This window comes from Bradyrhizobium sp. 195 (genome assembly GCF_023101665.1).
Taxonomy (GTDB): Bacteria; Pseudomonadota; Alphaproteobacteria; order Rhizobiales; family Xanthobacteraceae; genus Bradyrhizobium.
This window is the reverse complement of record NZ_CP082161.1, coordinates 1625559-1644152: the sequence shown is the minus strand read 5'-3', so window position 1 is coordinate 1644152 and position 18594 is coordinate 1625559. Positions and strand designations below refer to the sequence as shown.

At 58.5% G+C, this 18594-nt stretch carries 21 protein-coding genes and 2 pseudogenes; 12 read left to right on the top strand and 11 right to left on the bottom strand.

Translation table 11 applies throughout. The features are described from left to right. Positions 1–15: 15 nt before the first annotated feature. Complete coding sequence (gene tnpB, locus IVB26_RS07705) at positions 16–369, bottom strand: IS66 family insertion sequence element accessory protein TnpB (protein WP_137483046.1); 354 nt, start codon at positions 367–369, stop codon at positions 16–18. Further along, positions 350–823: an IS66-like element accessory protein TnpA gene (gene tnpA, locus IVB26_RS07700; protein WP_247973088.1), complete on the bottom strand. Its 474-nt coding sequence runs from the start codon at positions 821–823 to the stop codon at positions 350–352. The genes tnpB (IVB26_RS07705) and tnpA (IVB26_RS07700) overlap by 20 nt, the downstream gene beginning before the upstream one ends. A 336-nt stretch (positions 824–1159) precedes the next feature. Between tnpA (IVB26_RS07700) and IVB26_RS07695 the strand changes: the two genes are divergently transcribed. Beyond that, a complete protein-coding gene (locus IVB26_RS07695) occupies positions 1160–1537 on the top strand; it encodes a hypothetical protein (protein WP_247971153.1) in 378 nt (125 codons plus the stop codon). 79 nt (positions 1538–1616) lie between these two features. Here the strand turns inward: IVB26_RS07695 and IVB26_RS07690 are convergent, their stop codons facing one another. Then, positions 1617–1889 (bottom strand): hypothetical protein, encoded by a 273-nt coding sequence (locus IVB26_RS07690; RefSeq protein WP_247428357.1) that lies wholly within the window; start codon positions 1887–1889, stop codon positions 1617–1619. A gap of 555 nt (positions 1890–2444) precedes the next feature. Here IVB26_RS07690 and IVB26_RS07680 point away from each other — a divergent pair. Then, positions 2445–2681 carry a hypothetical protein gene (locus IVB26_RS07680; RefSeq protein WP_247971152.1) on the top strand — a complete coding sequence of 79 codons (237 nt, stop codon included), beginning with the start codon at positions 2445–2447 and terminating at the stop codon, positions 2679–2681. Between the two features lie 370 nt (positions 2682–3051). Here IVB26_RS07680 and IVB26_RS07675 read toward each other — a convergent pair. Beyond that, positions 3052–3209: pseudogene (locus IVB26_RS07675) on the bottom strand (SOS response-associated peptidase); the annotation flags it as partial. A gap of 457 nt (positions 3210–3666) precedes the next feature. On the opposite strand from IVB26_RS07675, the pseudogene IVB26_RS07670 reads away from it, so the two are divergent. The 9 genes and pseudogenes from IVB26_RS07670 to tnpC all read left to right on the top strand — a co-directional run. Beyond that, positions 3667–3973: pseudogene (locus IVB26_RS07670) on the top strand (transposase); the annotation flags it as partial. A 691-nt stretch (positions 3974–4664) separates the two neighbouring features. Continuing rightward, positions 4665–5537 carry a phosphoenolpyruvate mutase gene (aepX, locus tag IVB26_RS07665; RefSeq protein WP_247973101.1) on the top strand — a complete coding sequence of 291 codons (873 nt, stop codon included), beginning with the start codon at positions 4665–4667 and terminating at the stop codon, positions 5535–5537. A 364-nt stretch (positions 5538–5901) separates the two neighbouring features. Continuing rightward, the gene (locus IVB26_RS07660) at positions 5902–6702 is read left to right on the top strand and encodes a phosphocholine cytidylyltransferase family protein (protein ID WP_247971151.1); all 801 of its coding nucleotides are present in this window, start codon (positions 5902–5904) and stop codon (positions 6700–6702) included. 39 nt (positions 6703–6741) lie between these two features. Further along, complete coding sequence (locus IVB26_RS07655) at positions 6742–7314, top strand: CDP-alcohol phosphatidyltransferase family protein (RefSeq protein ID WP_247973100.1); 573 nt, start codon at positions 6742–6744, stop codon at positions 7312–7314. A 231-nt stretch (positions 7315–7545) separates the two neighbouring features. Further along, complete coding sequence (locus IVB26_RS07650; protein ID WP_247971150.1) at positions 7546–8655, top strand: pyridoxal phosphate-dependent aminotransferase; 1110 nt, start codon at positions 7546–7548, stop codon at positions 8653–8655. A 29-nt stretch (positions 8656–8684) separates the two neighbouring features. After that, positions 8685–8966, top strand: a complete 282-nt coding sequence (locus IVB26_RS07645) for a hypothetical protein (RefSeq protein ID WP_247971149.1) — start codon at positions 8685–8687, stop codon at positions 8964–8966. A 517-nt stretch (positions 8967–9483) separates the two neighbouring features. Next, positions 9484–9897 carry an IS66-like element accessory protein TnpA gene (gene tnpA / locus IVB26_RS07640; protein ID WP_247971104.1) on the top strand — a complete coding sequence of 138 codons (414 nt, stop codon included), beginning with the start codon at positions 9484–9486 and terminating at the stop codon, positions 9895–9897. Beyond that, positions 9894–10229 (top strand): IS66 family insertion sequence element accessory protein TnpB, encoded by a 336-nt coding sequence (gene tnpB / locus IVB26_RS07635; RefSeq protein WP_247971148.1) that lies wholly within the window; start codon positions 9894–9896, stop codon positions 10227–10229. The genes tnpA (IVB26_RS07640) and tnpB (IVB26_RS07635) overlap by 4 nt, the downstream gene beginning before the upstream one ends. 125 nt (positions 10230–10354) lie before the next feature. Then, positions 10355–11833, top strand: a complete 1479-nt coding sequence (gene tnpC, locus IVB26_RS07630; RefSeq protein WP_247973099.1) for an IS66 family transposase — start codon at positions 10355–10357, stop codon at positions 11831–11833. On the opposite strand, the gene IVB26_RS07625 is transcribed toward tnpC, so the two are convergent. The 4 genes from IVB26_RS07625 to IVB26_RS42930 all read right to left on the bottom strand — a co-directional run bounded on the left by IVB26_RS07625 (position 11809) and on the right by IVB26_RS42930 (position 13763). Next, complete coding sequence (locus IVB26_RS07625; protein ID WP_247971147.1) at positions 11809–12081, bottom strand: transposase; 273 nt, start codon at positions 12079–12081, stop codon at positions 11809–11811. The genes tnpC and IVB26_RS07625 overlap by 25 nt on opposite strands. Before the next feature lie 341 nt (positions 12082–12422). Further along, the gene (locus tag IVB26_RS07620) at positions 12423–12692 is read right to left on the bottom strand and encodes a hypothetical protein (RefSeq protein WP_247971146.1); all 270 of its coding nucleotides are present in this window, start codon (positions 12690–12692) and stop codon (positions 12423–12425) included. A gap of 334 nt (positions 12693–13026) precedes the next feature. Then, a complete protein-coding gene (locus tag IVB26_RS07615; protein WP_253075752.1) occupies positions 13027–13530 on the bottom strand; it encodes an SDR family oxidoreductase in 504 nt (167 codons plus the stop codon). A gap of 125 nt (positions 13531–13655) precedes the next feature. Then, a complete protein-coding gene (locus IVB26_RS42930; RefSeq protein ID WP_253075751.1) occupies positions 13656–13763 on the bottom strand; it encodes a hypothetical protein in 108 nt (35 codons plus the stop codon). Between the two features lie 646 nt (positions 13764–14409). Between IVB26_RS42930 and IVB26_RS07605 the strand changes: the two genes are divergently transcribed. Further along, positions 14410–15756, top strand: coding sequence for an IS5 family transposase (locus tag IVB26_RS07605; RefSeq protein WP_247971089.1), 1347 nt, complete (start codon positions 14410–14412; stop codon positions 15754–15756). Between the two features lie 71 nt (positions 15757–15827). On the opposite strand, the gene IVB26_RS07600 is transcribed toward IVB26_RS07605, so the two are convergent. Genes IVB26_RS07600 through IVB26_RS07590 form a run of 3 tightly spaced genes read right to left on the bottom strand, consistent with a single transcriptional unit; the run spans position 15828 to position 18594 of the window. Continuing rightward, positions 15828–16529 (bottom strand): ABC transporter ATP-binding protein, encoded by a 702-nt coding sequence (locus IVB26_RS07600; protein WP_247971145.1) that lies wholly within the window; start codon positions 16527–16529, stop codon positions 15828–15830. Beyond that, entirely contained in the window at positions 16523–17296 is a 774-nt protein-coding gene (locus IVB26_RS07595) for an ABC transporter ATP-binding protein (RefSeq protein WP_247973098.1), read from the bottom strand. The genes IVB26_RS07600 and IVB26_RS07595 overlap by 7 nt, the downstream gene beginning before the upstream one ends. Further along, positions 17296–18594: a branched-chain amino acid ABC transporter permease gene (locus IVB26_RS07590; RefSeq protein ID WP_247971144.1), complete on the bottom strand. Its 1299-nt coding sequence runs from the start codon at positions 18592–18594 to the stop codon at positions 17296–17298. The genes IVB26_RS07595 and IVB26_RS07590 overlap by 1 nt, the downstream gene beginning before the upstream one ends.

The window sequence follows — 18594 nt, the reverse complement described above, 5'->3', positions numbered from 1 at the left end:
GCTCAACTCGAGAGCTCAGCCGGCAACCTGATATTGCCGCACCGGATGGCGGACCATCGCATCGATATCGATGCCGTCAAGGATCCAGTGCAATTGCTCGGTCGTCAGCGTGACGACCGCCTCCTGGCGGCGCGGCCATCGGAACTTGTCCTCGGTCAGCCGCTTCAGGACCAGCACAAAGCCGGACCGGTCGAAGAACAGCAACTTCATCCGGTCGCAACGGCGATTGCAGAACGCAAAAACCGCCGGAGTGAATGGATCGAGCGCCATCGTCTCCTGGACCAGGACCGCAAGGCTGTTGATGCCAGCCCGGAAGTCGATCGGCTCACGGTGCAGATAGACCTGCAGGTCACCGCCCAGTCTGAACATGGCCCAGTGCTCCGATGATCGCCGTCAATGCATCCACATCGCCGCATTCCAGCGCGAGCTTCACGCCGTTCGGCAGCGACACGCTCACTTTGGCCGGAGAACAAAAAGCTGGAGTCCCTTTGGGTTCCGAACCACGCATTTCATCGCAAGTCGCCGGCAAATCCACCGTCGCCACGCTGTCTTGCCGCGACAGGGCTCGATCGGCGGACCCCTCAAGCTGAACCGGGATGAACGCCGGGCGTGAGGACGGCGGCAGCGACCTGGTGGCGGTGTGCTTCTTGATCCACTTCCGAAGGAGGTTCGCGTTGACCCCATGTTCGAGTGCAAGCCTCGATACCGAAACCCCAGGCTCAAGGCAGGCCGTGACAAGACGCTCTTTCGATGCCGCCTCGTAGCGCCGGCGACCGTTCCGGCCAACAAGCCTGACCCGCAGTTTCTGATCATCCGCTGCCATCACAAGGTGTCCACCTATTTTGGTGGACACCTCATGCATCAGAGCACTCAAAAGCAAAAGGTGCGGAGAAATTCGCGCTTACGCCGGCCCCGCTGTCCTCTCCAACCGCCGCAAGGGGCCGGCTGGCCCCAGGCAGACTTTGCGCAACATCAAAAGCGAGATTGGCTACTCCGGATAAGCTGGACGTGTAGCCGAACAACCTCTTGTCAGGCTGCTGAGGTTATGAGGCCCCGGGCTCCAAGGCACACCGGGCCTCGCCCTAACTGCCGATCCGTCTCGTGCCATGGCGCACTGCGTGCGAGGTCTCCCTCGGGTCGAGGGGACAGGAAGCTGTACATGTCCCCCAAAGGGTACGCCGATGATCTCACCGCGACCGTGCGTTATGCGCCAGAGACAACTCGAGCAATTGCGGTCTGTCCCTTCGATTCTGATGTAACCATCCGCGTCGGTGATGATGCGGCCGAAAGCCATGCCTTCGAACGCGCCAAACGGATCGTTAAAAGCGACGGTACGAATTGGGGTCCAAAGGCGCTCAATGAAGAGATTGGTCGGCAACTCAGCGAAGCGGCAGATGGTGAATGGCCCGCTGCGTGTCGCATTGAAGTGATGCAACCGTGCGATGCGCTAAGGCTTGCGCACGAGATCAGCCGCGCTAGTGCGGCTCGCGACTGTCGGCTATCTCGCGCGCCGCCAGATTTAACTCCAGCTCTCTGAGATGTTCGATCAACTGCTCTAAGGTCGCGCCCACCGGGGCGCGATCTTTCTCGAAGTTCGCCAGAATTCGATCAGAAATTCATTGCTTCTCTTTGATAACGGTCGTGCTGCTGGTGCTGCTACCAACGGTACCTTCCTCGCAGACTTTGGTCTGCTTGATGCGGTCTTCAGCTTCGACGCGGCTCTTGAAGGCCATCGGACCGATCTGCGTCACGACTTCCTTGTCCGCCGGGCGCGTGGAGGTAATCGTGCAGTTGTGGCTAGGACCTTGCACGACGTAGAACTCATCAGCGAGTGTTGGGGCGGCGCATCCGACGATGAGCGCGCCAGTAAGAAGAAGGGATGCTTTCATTGTCACCTCACTGTTCAAATACTGCCCAATAAAGAGGGACTTACGGATAAACAGAAATCCAGCATGCTATTGCGCGCACGATTGCATTACCGCTTACCCAAATCCTCTTCGGTTCTGTAACTCACCCGAGATTTCGAGGTTCCGCGGTTTCTGGTACAAACACAGGCCAGCACCAGGTCGAATTGAAGTTGGAAGTGTAACGGGTGTCTGATGCGTAATTCCAGAGGGGCGGCCGCATGTCCGCGTTACCCCAACGGAGCCGCGCATCCACACATCGCGCCCTTGTTCGTCGTTAGGATCACCGGCATCGCCTTCGGATGGATCGGCGCGACTACCGCATTCGGCGTAGTCGTCAGAAAACCATAGACAAGATGCGGCCCGGGTATCTGGCTTGGACTCCGCCCGGCGCCGACAGTGCGGTCGCGATGTGTGTCTGTGTCCTAATTCCCACACTTGCGACCAAAAGCGCATCCGTTTGTCGCCTTTCGAACAGACGGGCCAAATCCACTCCGCTCCAACTTCACTATTGGAAGCAGTCATCGGTTGGGAGGCGAAATGGAACGTTCCCTATTAATTGAGATGACGCGCGACAAATATGTCGAGCGGTGCAAGCAGCGGGCTTTCGATCATCTCGACCGAGGGGATCTTAAGAACTCCGTCGCCTCGTTTGTCGGCAATATGAACGCGCGTCCCGATTGCGAATTGCCAAACTACTTGGCAACGCTTGGCGGTTCGCTTCTGACGGCGAACGATGCGCTCGGCTGGAGAAAGCTCATTGAAGGATCGAGGTGATGGTCCGATGATCAAGCCAGCCAGGGTCTGGGCCCGGTCAATTTGAAGGAACAACCCGAGCACATCGACCGGACACTGATGGATGAGCGCGGACCTTGGGGGGTTGGATGGCGCACTACCGAGCTTACCTTTTGGATCAGGACCGCCACGTTATAAGCGTGGCCAATTTGCAGTGTGCCGACGAGCAGGAAGCACGGGAACGTGCTCAGCAGCTAGTTGATGCCAACGACATCGAGCTATGGCAACTCGACCGGCGTATTGCGGTGTTTGAAGCCGTCACAAGCCGAACCTCGCACGCGGCAGGACAGGAAAGACCGCGGCGCCCTACAGACAAATGAAGCGTGCGTGAAAGTTCAGCGCGCGTCTCAGTCCTAGGCTTCGGTTGGTTACGGATCACAGGCGCAGGATAGCTGGGGAAGACGCCCGGCATGGGCTGCAAGTTGCCCACGTAGCGATTGACCACTTTGAAGAGCGCGAGGATGGCGGCTCGGTTGGTGGTGTGATTGAATATAGGTTGCACGTTTCCATAAGAACTTTGTGTGGCCGTCTCCGCGGTTCTCACCACATTGAATTTGCTTCTCTGAATTCGTCTCTTCCACGTTGCATGATGTCACCCTCAGCAAGAGCCAACTTTGCCCATAGGGTGTAGTTGTCTAGCGCTGCAATGCTTTCTTCCAGTGATAGGTTGTCGGTAAGTTCAGCGGTGATCGGCCTGCTGCCAACATCCTCCTGAAAGTTTGGCAGTAGCGCCCAACCGACTTGTATCCAGTTACGCGCCTCATCAGTCTTCGCCCCTAACCCATACAAATTATTTAGGCGACGCGGGCCTCTGCGGATTGAGACACAACTAAGGACACAGCAGGCCCATTTCGTTGATTTAACTTATCTTTTTCATTCGCGATCTCCCTGCGTAGGGCAACACCGGGGGGCACGTCGCCAGTGATGGTGTAGCTCAGTAGAGAAAGGCCGCCCGGACGCGCGCCACGGCCTGCACGAAGTTCTTGGCATGGATATCGGTCCCTCCGAAGCAGAGACGTTCTGGACGGCGTTTTTGAGCAAGCTCGCCCGCCGCAGCTGCGCCGTCAAGCTGGTCGTGACCGACGCCCATGAGGGCATCAAGGCCACCGTCGCCAAAGTGCTCAACGCCACCTGGCAGCGCTGCCGCGCGCACTTCATGCGCAACGCGCTGGCGCACGCGGCAAGAGCGGGCGGCGCGTCGTCTCCGCCTTCATCGCACCGCCTTCGCCCAGGACGACGCGGCGTCGGCCAGCGCCCAGTGTCGCCGGGTTTCCGCCGAATCTCCGGCTCAACTAAACCGCGCCGTGCTTCGATGCCCCGAAGGAAGCGACTCCATAATACCCCCCAGCGCGAACATCATTCCGATCCTCGCATTAAAGCTGGCTGAAGAGCTCGCCTCAAGTTCGGGGAACTGAGCCACCAATTTTCTGAGTATGCGACCGAGGCGTCTCCCGCCCTTAGAAAGCGTCGGTCGCGATGGTATGCCGCCGCTGCGGGGATCAGAATTTGGCGCACTGCGCCCTCCCCAAACCTTGAAGGCGCGCGTCCACAATGAATTCGCGCCCTAACTTGCTTAAGCCCGAACTCTCTAGATGCCATCGACTTCAGAAGCCTTCGCGCAGATCGCGCAGTCTCAAAACCGTGTCGACAAATGCAAGATCGATGATGCAGTCGTCGGCGCCTAGACCAGAGCACAGCTGTGCTTTCCATTTGCGCCATCACTCAAATGACCGGCGGAGCTTAGCAATGACTCTTGAGCACTCCGACACGGAACAGGTTTGCGGGCCCGGTCAACTACCAACCCTCGTAATTGATCTAGATGACGCAAGCATGTCACCTATCGATTGATCAAATCGGCCGGTCTACACGTTGGGCCGGTCATCACAAGGAATTGGCATGCAAGACCGATTACCATCTGTTCTCGCCAACGGCCCTGATCAATCCGCCGGTTCTTCACGTGCTGACATGCTGCGCGCCGAAATCTGCTGCCGCAGAGAGCTATCGTTCCTCATGGAAGCGCATGATGGTCTCTCCGCCGCAATCGCTGAGCGCGCAGGGTTCAAAGGCCTCTGGGCGTCCGGCCTGTCTGTTGCCTGCTCCCTGGGCTACCGCGATGCCAACGAAGCGTCGTGGAGCCAACTCGTAGACGTAGTCGAGCGGATCGTGGACTCGAGCGAACTACCTGTGCTCGTTGACGGAGATGGCGGCTTCGGGAATTTCAACAATGCGCGCCTCGTGACACGCAGGCTCCGTCAGCGTGGAGCAGCCGGCGTCGCGCTCGAGGACAGCTGCTTTCCGAAGATGAACTCGTTTGTTGGGCATCGGCACCCCCTCGCCGATATCGACGAATTCTCTGGCCGCCTCCGGGCAGTGAAGGACACAGTCGCGGACGACTTGATCTTGGTTGCAAGGATCGAGGCGTTGATCGCTGGGCATGAGATGGACGAAGCACTTTCGCGCGCTCACGCCTACGCCGACGTGGGAGCCGATGCGATCCTCATTCATTCGCGAGGGAGCACCGCGGACGAAATCCTTTCGTTCGCGCGCGCTTGGCAGAACAGATTGCCGGTCGTGATCGTTCCGACGAAATACTATCGAACACCAATCTCTGTATACCGCAAAGCCAGCATCTCAACGGTGATCTGGGCCAACCAGTCTATGCGAGCGGCAATAGCGGCAATGCGTCAAGTCTGCGGCCGCATCATCGCTGAGGAAAGCACCGCGAGCATTGAGCCGCACATTGCTACTCTCGAGGAAGTCTTCGAACTGTTCAAGTACGACGAACTCGCCCGTGCGGAAACGCGATATTTGCCGCCCGACGCTGAACTGCGCAAATAGGGTTTCGTCGACACAGGAGCGCATATTCGTTGTCGAGGACCTACTGTCCTGGACTTCCTAGCTGGCCAGGTTCGACTGCAATCTCAAATGCCTAATCATTGCACTGAGATGTCCTTAGATGGCGTAGCACGCCTCACTCAACCGAAATGCGCACTTTGCCATCTCGGCAGCTCGAGGCAGCGGATCCAGCGCCTCCCTTCTCTCTGGAGAAAGGACCGACGAGGACCATTTGTCTGCCTTCACGCTTGGGCCCCATTTTCAGATGGCTCCGGCAGACCTGATGTCGCTTCAACATGCCTAAGCTGGCGCCGAAGAAGTCGATGGGTGTTTCACCTTTGAGGCGCGACGAAAAAGGAACTAAACGGTGACCGATGCTCCCAAGAACGCCGTCATTCTCGCCGCTGGCTGCGGCTCTCGCCTGCGTCCTCTGACAGATCTGCGGCCGAAGTCGCTGGTCGAGGTCAACGGCACTTCGATTCTTCACAACGCTCTGCACAATCTGGAATCTGTCGGCGTGGAAGAGGTGACGATCGTGGTAGGTTACCGCAAAGACGCCATTCAATATGCCTGCGGTAGCCACTTTGGCGAACTCAAAATCAAATATGTCGAGTCGACGGTCTTCGACCGCACCGGAAGCGCCTATTCTTTGTGGCTGGCGCGCGACGCTCTCCTCTCCGGAGATTGCTTTCTTCTCGAGGGCGACGTCTTTTTCGAAGAGGATGCGCTGCGACACTTGATGGCCTGCCGGGGGACTGACGTCGCTGCAGTCGTTCCCTTCGATGATTCAATGGAAGGGTCGGCCGTTCTGTTGTCGCAGAACTGCTTCATCTCAGGTTTTCGATTGATGCAAACCGCGGCAAATCTTGTTGCGGATGGCCCAAAGCTTTTCAAGACGATGAACCTCCTACGGCTTTCGGCGCCGACACTCAAGGCAACGATCGTTCCGACGCTGGACGATATCATCGCCGCTGGAGCTAGGCAGACCTACACCGAAGAACTTTTGAGTTATCTGATAGAGAGGCGAGGCCTACAGCTCGCAGCGGCGCGATGCGATGGCCTCAGCTGGTACGAAATTGATAATGCTGACGATCTGGAGATTGCCGAGCGCATTTTCAAGGACCGAACGAATACCTACGCGGCGAGACGTGATTTGCAAACGAGGTGAGAGTTCAATGCTGAACACCTTTGGGATCCAGCGAACGCGATAACGATCACAGGTCTTCTCTTTTCCTCCGCCAGCCTGTTTTTAGCTCTCTCTGACCGCCTTGAGCTATCTGTGGCAGCAGCGCTTTGGGCTGTTCTATCGGACCACCTGGACGGGGTTGTGGCAGGTCGCACCAAAGGTCGCGATCCAGATGTCGCAAAAATGGGAGCGAGCCTCGACGGGTTTGCAGATATCGTCTATGGAGCCGTTGTGCCTGCGGTAGTTGTGGTACAAGTCAGCCAAGCTTCACAAGTCGCGCTTGCGATCGCAACCGCTCTACTGGTGACGGGAGCAATAAGGCTTAGCTACTTTGCGAACTTTGGCAGGTCGCGTGACGGACGCTTCTTGGGTGTCCCCTTGTCATACGACGTGCCGCTCCTGGCGCTTCTATTTCTTTTTAAGTCTCTTATTCCTGCCGAAGCATTTCCTGACGTCGTGAACATTGCCTTCTTGCTGCTCGCTATAGCGCATGTCGCGCCTTTTCGCGTGCCACCACTCAGCGCAACAATGTACACGGCAATAAGCATCTTCGCCGTCGCGTCATCGGTGGTTTTAGCCAGTCGCTCCTTTTGATTGCGGATGGAAGTATGATCCAGCGAATGGCCTTCTCGGGCTTGCAGGCTTCACTCCATGCAGGTCACATGATGACGTGTAGTCTCGCGAACCGCGGCGTGCCCCAGACTTGTTCGAGAACATTTCCGCACGGACCGGCACTGCTCGATACTTGTTCGCCGGGAGCTTGTCGAGAGATCGCGACCATCTTGCAATTTTCGTTTGTCCTGAAACGTTGAGCTAGTCGCACTCATGAACAGCGCAGCACAAATGGACGTATCCCTTAGGTCGGACGAGGTCTCTGACCTGGTCAACCGATTCCCCGGCGGCTATTGGAAATATGACATCAAGGACTTCGTCCTTCTGGTAAATCCGTATTTTCCACCGCAGGCGTTCCTTGACGAACTTAAGAACGCTCTACCGGGGCTTATTACTTGCTATCCCTCTCCTAATGCGCAGATGGTCCAGCTTCTTGCGGATGCGGTGAAGACGCCGGCGAATAATCTTGTCATTTGCAATGGCGTGGCTGAACTGATTCCCATCCTCCTTGGCCGACTGGGTATGAGGATTGCTGTCCCGGTCCCAACCTTCAATCCCTATGAAACCACCGCCTTGCCCGGGCGGTTGTCACGCTTTTTCCTGGCACCGCCAGATTTTGAACTCGATGTGCACCGCTATGCAGCATTTGCGCGTACAAATGGTGTCGACGGCGCAATCGTGATATCGCCGAATAATCCCACTTCGCGGATGGTTCCCTATGCGGATTTACTATATCTCGCTTCCGCGCTTCGAGCTCAACAGCAACTCCTAATGATCGATGAGTCATTTATCGAGTTTAGTGAGCTCGGGCGAAGTGCGAGCCTGGAAAATCACTTGCTCGAATTTCCCAATGTGATCGTTCTCAAAAGCCTGGGAAAGATTTACGGGACATGCGGTTTACGGATGGGGTATGCGGCATCAGCAAATGTACAGACGATGGACGAAATTAGAGCCGCCCTCCCCACGTGGAATGTCAATACGTTTGCTGAGTTTTTTCTAAGCAAGCTTCCTCACCTGGCGCACGCGGCAAAGCAGAGTTGGGTGAGGGTAGGCAGCGACAGGGACAAACTATACGCAGACCTGCGCCGCATCGACGGAATGAGAGTTCTGAAGCCCGACGCAAATTTCGTGTTCTGTGAACTCCCGCCCGATTGGCCGGATGGAGACGTGATCGCCTCAAAACTCTTAAAGGATAGACGGATATTGATCAGGCACAGTGGCGGCAAGACGCTTCAGAATGGCAAACGATTCTTGCGCATCGCAAGCCGCACTGAAGACGACAATAGGCTTTTGGCGGAAGCACTGAAAGACATCTCTGATTAGCGCAACCGACGCCGGTACTGAGCCTTCTCATGGCTGATCCAGAAGGAAGAAACTTTAGTTGGGCGGCCAGAGCTGCAATCACAGAAAACTCCATTACGCTTTTCTTCTATTTGGCCGTCGAGCGGAATCAAAGCAGATCAAGGCGCCGCGGCAACCACATCGTGGTTCTCTTCGCGCAGACGGCGACCACGATCTTCCAGCGCGGATCGGCTATGTACAGCACGGTGGCTGATCTTCATGCTTACCTAATCTGGTATGTGACACAAGAGCGCGTCCGCGCAGGCGGACCGAAGTCCGCCACGCTCGAGTAATAAGGCGCGAAAATTGCCTCATCGGGTCACATGCCCATCCTCAAGCCACGCACACTGAGTCTGGTGTCCAAGTGCGAGCGTCGTCCTCCCGGGGCAAGCCTCATCATTTCCGCCTTCGCGATGTTCGACCTCGCCCACCGGGCGTGGACCGTCTGAAAGCGGGTTCTCCCGATTCCCGGAACGACCGTATCTGCATTAAATCGTGCCCTCGCCTATTGGTGTTGCCATCTCGTTGTCGGCATGCCTCATGCCGCCAGCTCAAACTTCGGTTCCTTGTATATCTCTCGCCTCCGACAATCGATAATCCTTAGTAACTCCGCTGTCCCGTTGCGCCCCTTGGCCGACGCGATGCCGAGTTCGGCCAGGTGCCCGCGCAGTGCATTGCTCAACATTGGTACGCTGGCGCACCAGCGTAAGCGATGTTTTGCGGCCACCTTCCGGATGACGTGCTGATCTGCGAGTCTGCGGTTTGGTTTTGACCGTTGGGCTTAGAATGGACACAGTGCATAGTGCTATCATGGAGCCGGTCCGGCGGCTGGAAGTCTTCACTGGAGCTGGTCGGCGGCGGAAGTGGAGCGACGAGGACAAGGCACGGATTGTCGCGGAGATCGAGACGAGTGGGGAGTCAGTCTGTGCCGTGGCTCGGCGCCATGGTCTGTCGCCGCAGCAATTGTTTGGCTGGCGCCGTCTACTGAGAGAAGCTGCGGCCAGGCAATCTGAAGCGGAAGAATTGCAGTTTGTGCCGGCGGTGGTCGATGTGGACGCATCGACGCCCGCGCTTCGCCGGCGGCGCAAAGCACCGCGATGCAAGTCCGAGGCCGATGTCGGAATGATCGAAGTTGAGGTCGACGGGGTGACGATCCGGGCCAGCCGCGGCGCGGACGCCAACACGATCGCAGCCATCGTCCGGGCGCTGAAGGCGAGCCGTTGATCGGCCCAACGGGTCCGGTTCGGGTGATGGTGGCGACCAAGCCGGTCGACTTCCGCAAGGGCGCCGAAGGGTTAGCCACACTGGTGCGCGAGCGCATGCTGGCCGATCCGTTCTCGGGCACGGTCTATGTGTTCCGAGCCAAACGCGCGGACCGGATCAAGCTGATCTTCTGGGATGGAACGGGTCTGTGCCTGTTTGCGAAGCGCTTGGAGGACGGCATCTTCCGCTGGCCGAAGATCGAAGACGGCGTGATGCGTTTGTCGGCGGCTCAATTGTCGGGGCGGCGTGTCCATGAGGCACGGGAGACGGCAAAGCCAACGCAGCCCGGATAGCTGTTGGCAGCACTGCGGCGAAGTGAATCAGGGCGGTCGAGATCGTCGCAAAGTTCCGGCGAATATGATCTGATTTGTTGGTGCCGAGCGACGCCCTGCCTGATGACCTTCAGACGCTGAAAGCGATGCTGCTCGCCGAGCGCTGCGAGAGCGAACGGCTGCGTCAGATCATCAAGGAGCTGCAGCGACATCGCTTTGGCCGCCGGGCCGAGACGCTGCCCGAGGAGCAGATGCTGCTGGGTCTGGAAGACGTCGAGCAGGTCGGAGCATCCGGTGAGGCAGAGCAGGACGAAAGCGCGCCTGATGCCCGCGCGGCGCGGGCTCGCAAGCGCCGCATTAATCGTGGAGCACTGCCGCAGCATTTGCCGAGGATCGAGGTCGTCGTCGATGTCGACGACAGGACATGCCCCTGTTGCAAAGGCGAACTGCATCGGATCGGCGAGGATAGAAGCGAGCGGCTGGACATGGTGCCGGCGCAGTTCCGGGTGCTCGTCATCCGGCGGCCCAAATACGCCTGCCGATCGTGCGAAGACGGTGTCGTGCAGGCGCCTGCTCCGGCCCGGCTGATCGAGGGCGGATTGCCGACCGAGGCCACTATCGCCCAAGTGCTGGTATCCAAATATGCCGATCATCTGCCGCTGTACCGGCAGGCCCAGATTTACGCCCGCCAGGGCATCGATCTCGATCGTTCGACGTTGGCGGACTGGGTCGGCCATGCCGCCTGGCACCTGCGTCCGCTGCACGAGCGTCTGCTCGGCAAGCTCAGGCAGAGATCAAAACTGTTTGCCGACGAGACGACGATGCCGGTGCTCGATCCCGGCCGCGGCCGCACCAAGACCGGCCAGCTCTGGGCCTATGCCGCTGACGACCGGCCATGGGGCGGCGCCGATCCACCGGGCGTCGTCTATGTCTATGCACCCGACCGCAAGGCCGAGCGGCCGATCGCTCATCTCGACGGCTTCAAGGGGATCCTGCAGGTCGACGGCTATGCCGGCTACCGCAAGCTCGCCGAGCGCGGCGACGTCCAGCTGGCGTTCTGCTGGGCGCACATGCGGCGCAACTTCTATGAACTTGCCACCCCTGGCCCGGCGCCCATTGCGAGCGAGGCGCTCAAGCGCATTGCCGAGTTTTACGCCATCGAGAAGGACATCCGTGGTCGCAGCGCCGAGGAGCGGCGTCTCATCCGGCAGCAGAAAAGCCAGCCACTCGCCAACGCATTCGAGCAGTGGCTGCGCGCAAAACTCGGTCTGATCAGCCAGAAGGGCAAGCTTGCGGAGGCTATCCGCTATGCTCTCTCGCGCTGGGAGGGACTGACGCGCTTCATCGATGATGGCCGTATCGAGCTCGACAACAATGCCTTCGAACGCTCGATCCGTCCGATCGCGCTCAATCGGAAAAATGCGCTGTTCGCGGGCTCCGACGGTGGCGCCGAGCATTGGGCCGCTATCTCGTCTCTGATCGAAACGTGCAAGCTGAACGACGTCGACCCACTCGCTTACCTCACCGACGTCCTCACCAGGATCGTCAACAGCCATCCGAACAGCGAGATCGACCAGTTGCTTCCCTGGGCCTACCACCGTCAAGACTTCAAAGCCGTGGCCTGAAAACGACGCTTACGCACCAGTGATTGTCGGCTCCGGTGCAGTATCAAAACGGCCCGCCGGCGAACTGCGCCTTGCGGCAATGCCGCTTCCACCACCGCAGGCACGAACTGCGGCGCCTCGCTGGCAGCGTCCGCCCCGGCAGGTTGCCGTGCCTGGCGGCGCAACGTGAACAGCTGCTGCGGCGCAAGCCCATGCCGCCGCGCAACTTCCGACACCACCGCACCCGGGACAAGCGTCTCTTCAATCATCCGGGCCTTGTCGTCTGCCGAGAACCACCGGCGACGGCCCGTTCCCGTGATAACCTCAAGCCGGCGCGCCGTCGTTGCCTCCGGCTTAAGCGTATGGTCAAGCGTAGACACAACACGATCTCTCCGATTCAGAGATCGTCACACTCGCCGATCGTAATCTTCAGGAAAAGGTGCGGTCAAAACACCGCTTACTTCGCCGCCCCACCCGCTCCTTGAATATAAACGCTTGCGCCAGCGGGATCGAGCGACTGAGATTTCAGTCCTGCTACAAATCCCAGGCCATCAAAAGTCTCTCCTTCCCAAGCCCCATCAGACGTTTTACGCAACGCATCTACCGAGCCTCAGATCTTGGCTATCGGGCCCAACCGATCGCACAGTGCCAACGTGGCTTCCTTGTGTGGGATTGTCAGGGTTGAAGCCGGCAGGTTACGCCATACTTTGAGGCCCGGCACAAATGTCGGTAGATCGCCAGGTCGGACATGAAATGGAACGAAGACTGCCCCGCTCCCGCGGTCGGCCATGATCTCATTCATTGAATGCGGCGTTCTTACCTGAGCGATGGGATCGGCGATAATGCCATAGATCTTCGTGTTGCCGTCGATTACGCGCATGCGTCATACCTCCAACCATTGGCGCCGGACGTCCTCACGAGAGCGCAGCTCGTTGGGCGTACCTTCGTAACGATCTTGCCGTGGCCCATGATGGTTACGCGACCACTGATCTCTAGCGCGACCGTAAGCTTCTGCTCGACGAGAACAATACCGACGCCGCGGCGCTTCACGAAAGACCTGCTTCGCCGCCACAACCGCTTTGCCAGTTTGGGGCGATGACCGAAGGCGACGGTGATACCGTGACGGGCAAAGCAGCTGCAATTTGTTCGCCGACGTTGGCGTATTTCGTTGGATGCTTCAAGACGGTTCTCACAATTGATCCGGTTTGGTGCCGTCAAGGGGCGGCCGGAACTCCGGCGGCCTTCCTGCTTAGCGCAAAGTTTCTTGGTTGCCGCATAGGCTGAGCGATTGGCCCGCCTGCATCAGAGACTATGAACTGGATCATCTCCGCAATTTCCTGCGGCGGAATCATCCGCCGCAAAGAGACCAGCTTAAGCCATTGCCGCTCCATCTCGTCATACGGCAAGTTCTCCGCTTCTGCCTTCGCCGCAATGACGCGCTTTATTCGCTCGCCGTAGACGACCTCCGGCATGATGGCATTGACGCGCACGCCATCCGGACCGGCCTCAATCGCCAACGTTTTCATCAGTCCGACCAGTGCCCACTTTGATGCGGAATAACGAGTGCGGAGTGCGAAGCCGAGTCGCCCGGCTGTTAACGAGACAAAGATCACCGATCCGTCACGCTGCTTCCGTAAGTGGGGAACGACGACCTTGCAGGCGACGAAATGACTCTCAACGTTCATACGAAAGACATTGCTCCAGTCGGAAATATCCACGTCTTCGATACGCGCTGTTGGGCCCGAAATGCCGGATTATTCACAAGAGCGTCGACTCCGCTGAACGCTCAATCGCGCTTTCTAGAAGGCGCGTTTGCATAGCTGCCTTGCCCACATCGACGACATCACTGTAGTTTCCAGGGAACTCCTTGCGGAGGCGCTCGATGGATACCTTCCTCGGAAATGTCACAGGTCGCGACTTCGGCTCCAGCAGCGACCAATTGCCTGATCACGGCTTGTCCAATACCGCCCGCTCCGACCGTAATGATGACGCGCTTCCCTTTAACCGCAGTACGCGTGCTTCAAGCCTCCTCGCGAGCCGCCCACTCTTCCACTACGTGCGCGAATTGTTTAAGAACGAGCGCGTCTATCTTCACGTTGGCCAGTTCTACGCCCGCCCCGTCGTTCTTGTCGCCGCAACTTGACGTTGCAGTTGACGGTTCGTCGCGTAGCAGCGCCGACGCTTCAGGTGGCTTCGAAAACCTCGGCAGCGCACGTTTTGCCTTGAGCACACATCACCCACGATGACACCATGCATAACGATGGCCTCGCCGCTGGTTCCCTGTGCAGTACGATGAGAATGAAGCCTGGACGATTCTGTCGCGCCCTAAGTCCCGCGATAACGTATCCGGATAATCAGCGCCAATATGGAACCGTACGAATACCGCCCGGTTTCGGCGCTCGGCGGTGGTTTTATTGTCTCGGGTAAAGAGTCGTCCGTGAACAAGGCTCTAAGCGACTGAGCGGGAGTCTGTTTTTCGGATTTGGCGGCATTTGAGATTGCAGGGACTGGCGGCTTGAGACCCCTGAACCCTGCAATTTCGTTTTTGGATTCCCTTTGCTTTCGGACCATGATTCTGTGGTGCATCGGAGGGAACGATGCGGCCGAAGAAGCACAAGACGACGGGATCGAACGATCTGTTCCGAGCCAGGCTGGACCAGATCATCAACATGAAGCACGAGCTGGCACTGCTTGCGGGCAAGATCGATTGGGAGTGGATCGACGGTGAGATCGCGCCGCTCTACAGCGAGAACGGCCGGCCCGGGATCGAGACGCGCTTCATGATCGGGCTGTTGTTGCTCAAGCACATTTACGGGCTGTCCGATGAGGGTGTGTGCGAGCGCTGGATCCACGACCCGTATTTCCAGTTCTTTACCGGGGAAGAGTTTTTCCAGCACGTCTTTCCGCACGAGCGAAGCGACCTGAGCCATTGGCGCAAGCGGCTCGGCGACAAACTGGAGCTGCTGCTGGCCGAGAGCCTGCGGGTGGCGCACGAGGCTGGCGCGTTGCGCGGCCAAGACCTCAAGCGGGTCACGGTCGATACCACGGTGCAGCCGAAGGCCATCACCTTTCCGACCGATGCCAAGCTGCTGCATGCGGCCATAAAGGGGCTCAACCGCCTGGCGATCAGGCACGGCGTCAGGCTGCGGCAATCCTATGCTCGCATCGCCAAGGCCGCCGCGATGATGGCGGGCCGCTACGCCTATGCCAAACAGTTCAGGCGGCATCAGCGGCAGTTGCGTATCCTGCGCGGCCGGCTGGGCCGGATCATCCGCGACATCCGCCGCAAGATTGAGGGCCAGCCAGCACTGGAGGAAGCGTTCGCCCTCCCGCTTGGCCGGGCCACGCAGATCCGCTCGCAACAGCAGCGCCAGCGCGGCTGGAAGCTTTATTCCTTCCATGCCCCGGAGGTGGAATGCATCGGCAAAGGCAAGGCCGCCGCGCCTTACGAGTTCGGCGTGAAGGCCTCCATCGTCACCAACAACCGCCGGGCTCCCGATGGCCTGTTCGTGCTGCACGCCAGGGCGCTACCCGACAACCCCTACGACGGTCACACCTTGCGGGACGTCATCGACCGCACCGAGGCACTCACCGGCTGCGCGATCGAGCGGGCCTATGTCGACAAGGGCTACCGCGGCCACGACGCACAAAATCCCCGTCGTGTCTTCATCTCCGGCCAGAAGCGCGGCGTCTTCGGTGTCATCAAGCGCGAGCTGCGCCGTCGCTCCGCCATCGAGCCCATCATCGGACACCTCAAGGCCGAGGGCCACCTCGGCCGCTGCTACCTCAAAGGCCGCGCCGGCGATGCCGCCAACGTCGTCCTCTCAGCGGTCGGCCATAACTTCCGCCGAATCCTCGCATGGCTCAGGGATTTTTGGCGCCTCATCCTGACCGCACTCATCGCAGCTATCTGCGTTGAGTCAGCCCTCAAATCAGCTTCTTAACGGACGACCAAAGATGCGATCAGTTATGACGCCATAGTCTCCGCAATCGCCGTCCATCATGCAGAAACTCATCATACCTCCAGCCACTTCCGCCGAACATCATCGCGAGTGCGGAGTTCTTGCGGGCTGCCTTCGAAGACAATTGTCCCATGCCCCATGACAGTCACGCGATCACTGATTTTGAGCGCCACGGTAAGCTTTTGTTCGACGAGAACGACGCCGATACCGCGTCGTTTCATCTCCAAGATCAACCCTACAACCGCCTCAACAATCTTAGGTGCGAGCCCCTCTGTGGGCTCATCGATAAGAATGGCGTCGGGATTGCCCAGCAACGATCGGCACATCGTCAGCATCTGCTGCTCGCCGCCTGAGAGCGCGCCGGCGGCGACGTCGCGACGCGTCGCCAGGTTCGGAAAGATCGACCAAAACTCATCGGGGTGCCATGTGGCGACAGCATTTCGTCGGCGCTGGATCCCGAGCATCATATTCTCGCGGACCGTCAGGTTGTGAAACACGAGCCGCTCTTCGGGAACGTAGGACAGACCCGCGCGAACAATTTGATACGTCTTGAGATTATCGACAGAACAGCCATTGAGAATGACTTCGCCGGCGCTGGGCTTTACGATCCTCAGCAGCGCCTGCATCATCGTTGAGCGCCCGGATCCGTTACGACCGACGAGACTTACGATTTCAGCGCCGCTCAGATCGAAGTTGACCCCATTGAGGACGTTCATGCCATTGTAGCCCGCTCTGAGACCGTGCACGCTTAACATGCCGCCGCTTCCTGACCAAGATATGCTTCCTGCACTTCCGTGTTTCGTTTGACTTCCGCTGGCGTATCGCTGGCGATGATCTGGCCATGTACAAGCACAGACATGCGGTCGGCGAGCGAGAAGACCACGTCCAAATCGTGCTCCACGATCAGGAGCGTCCGCCCTTCTGTGACGGCCCGGATTAAAGACGTCGCATATTCCGCCTCTTCCCGCGACATACCTGCCGTCGGTTCATCGAGCAGTATGACCCGAGGGTCTGTCGCCAGGGTGAGCCCGAGCTCGAGAGCACGTTGATCGGAGTATGCCAAGTTGCCCGCCAGTTCGGATGCTACGCGCTCAAGCCGAACAAGGCGAAGCAGGCGGTCGGCCTCTTCATTCGCCTTTCTGAGCCGGTTGGCTGTGAAGAAAATATTGAAACGGATGCCGTAGCGGGCGAATGCACCGATGCGTAGGTTCTCAAAGGTCGTAAGACGCGGAAAGATGCTGGTAATCTGGAAGGACCTGGCTAGTCCTCGTCGATTGACCTCTGCAGGTTCGAGGCCATTTATGACGGTCCCGTCCAAAAGAATCGCGCCAGAGGTCGGCGCAAAAGCCGACGACAGGAGATTGAACATCGTAGATTTGCCAGCGCCGTTCGGGCCAATTAAGGCATGCCGCTCTCCTTGTCGTATATCGATGTTGACTCCTCGAATAATCTCGGTCGGTCCAAAGGACTTCCACACGTTGCGTGCAGCGAGCGCGATTCCCTCATAGCTGTTCGTCCCGATCACTGAAGACTGTCCCCGCTGTTGTTCATTGCAAACCATGTGACTTTTGCCCGTTTCGTCGCGACAATGACTCCGAAAAGGCAGAGGACCAACAACGCAATGGCCGCCGACCAGATTGGTTTGGATGTTGCACTGAATGTCCAATCGAAGAGGGTCAGCGTTCCATCCGGCGCGAGCTTGGCGATGGGTGATGTGCCCATCAACCGATTACCGATTTCGGCCATCCAGACGCTGCTCAGCACAAGCCCGACGCACGCACAAAGAAACATGGCGTAGTCCGCGACGAGCAAGCGCCAAGACGCGAGATTGAGCTTGGTATGACGTGAGATGATTCCGGCCAACCCCTCGGGGGCGAACATCACGACGGTGACGAAGATCGCGCCCATATATAAGAGCCAAAGCCGAGTGGCGTTTGATGCCAACTCCGCGAAAAGCGTCAGCCCCATGCCTCCCACAAGAGGTCCCAGGAAAACGTCTGCGCCGCCCAGGAAGGCGTGCATGACCGGCATTGCCGAATTGGCACCTCCGAATAGTTCGAAGCTGGCGCTTTCCATGCTGAATGCGATCAAGCCACCAGCAAGGCCCGACACCGCGGCGGAAAGCGAAAAGACGACCGATTTTACAGCGTGCGTCCGATAGCCCAAGAACTGGAGACGCTTCTCATTATCGCCAACCGCAACCGCGATCTGCCCGAGAGGCGTTGCTGGAAACCAGCGCAGCAGCAGCAGACCCAAAAGGCACCAAATCAGGACGACGATGTAAACCTCTCCGACAGTGCCGAATGTGATTCCGGCCCATGGCATCCGCATGGACGATAGCCCCGATTCTCCACCAAAGACGGCCTGCCATTTGGGAGCAATGGAAGACAGCAATTCGCCAACAGCCAGGGTGATCATGGCGAAATACGTGCCGCCGCGAATGGTAGCGAGATAACCGACTACAAGCCCGGCAAGCGCGCCCGCAAGCAGGCCCACGATCGGGATTAACGGCGTCGGAACGGCCAGACCGCCATGCTCGGATAGAGTGAGCGCGTGAATGACGGCAAAGGCGCCGATCGCATAGTAGGCGGCATGTCCGAACGACAGCAATCGCGCATGTGACCACAGCAGATTGAATGCAAGGGCGAACAGGCCCGCGACCATCATTTTGATCGCATAATTCAGAAACACCGGTGAAATAAAGAGGGGTAAAGTAAACAGGAGAACCGTGACGCCGATCATCAAGAGTAAACCGATACCCGGCGCTTTCCTTGCACGCGTCCGGTTGGTTTGCTCAATGTTCAAGTCTGTTACAGTCAT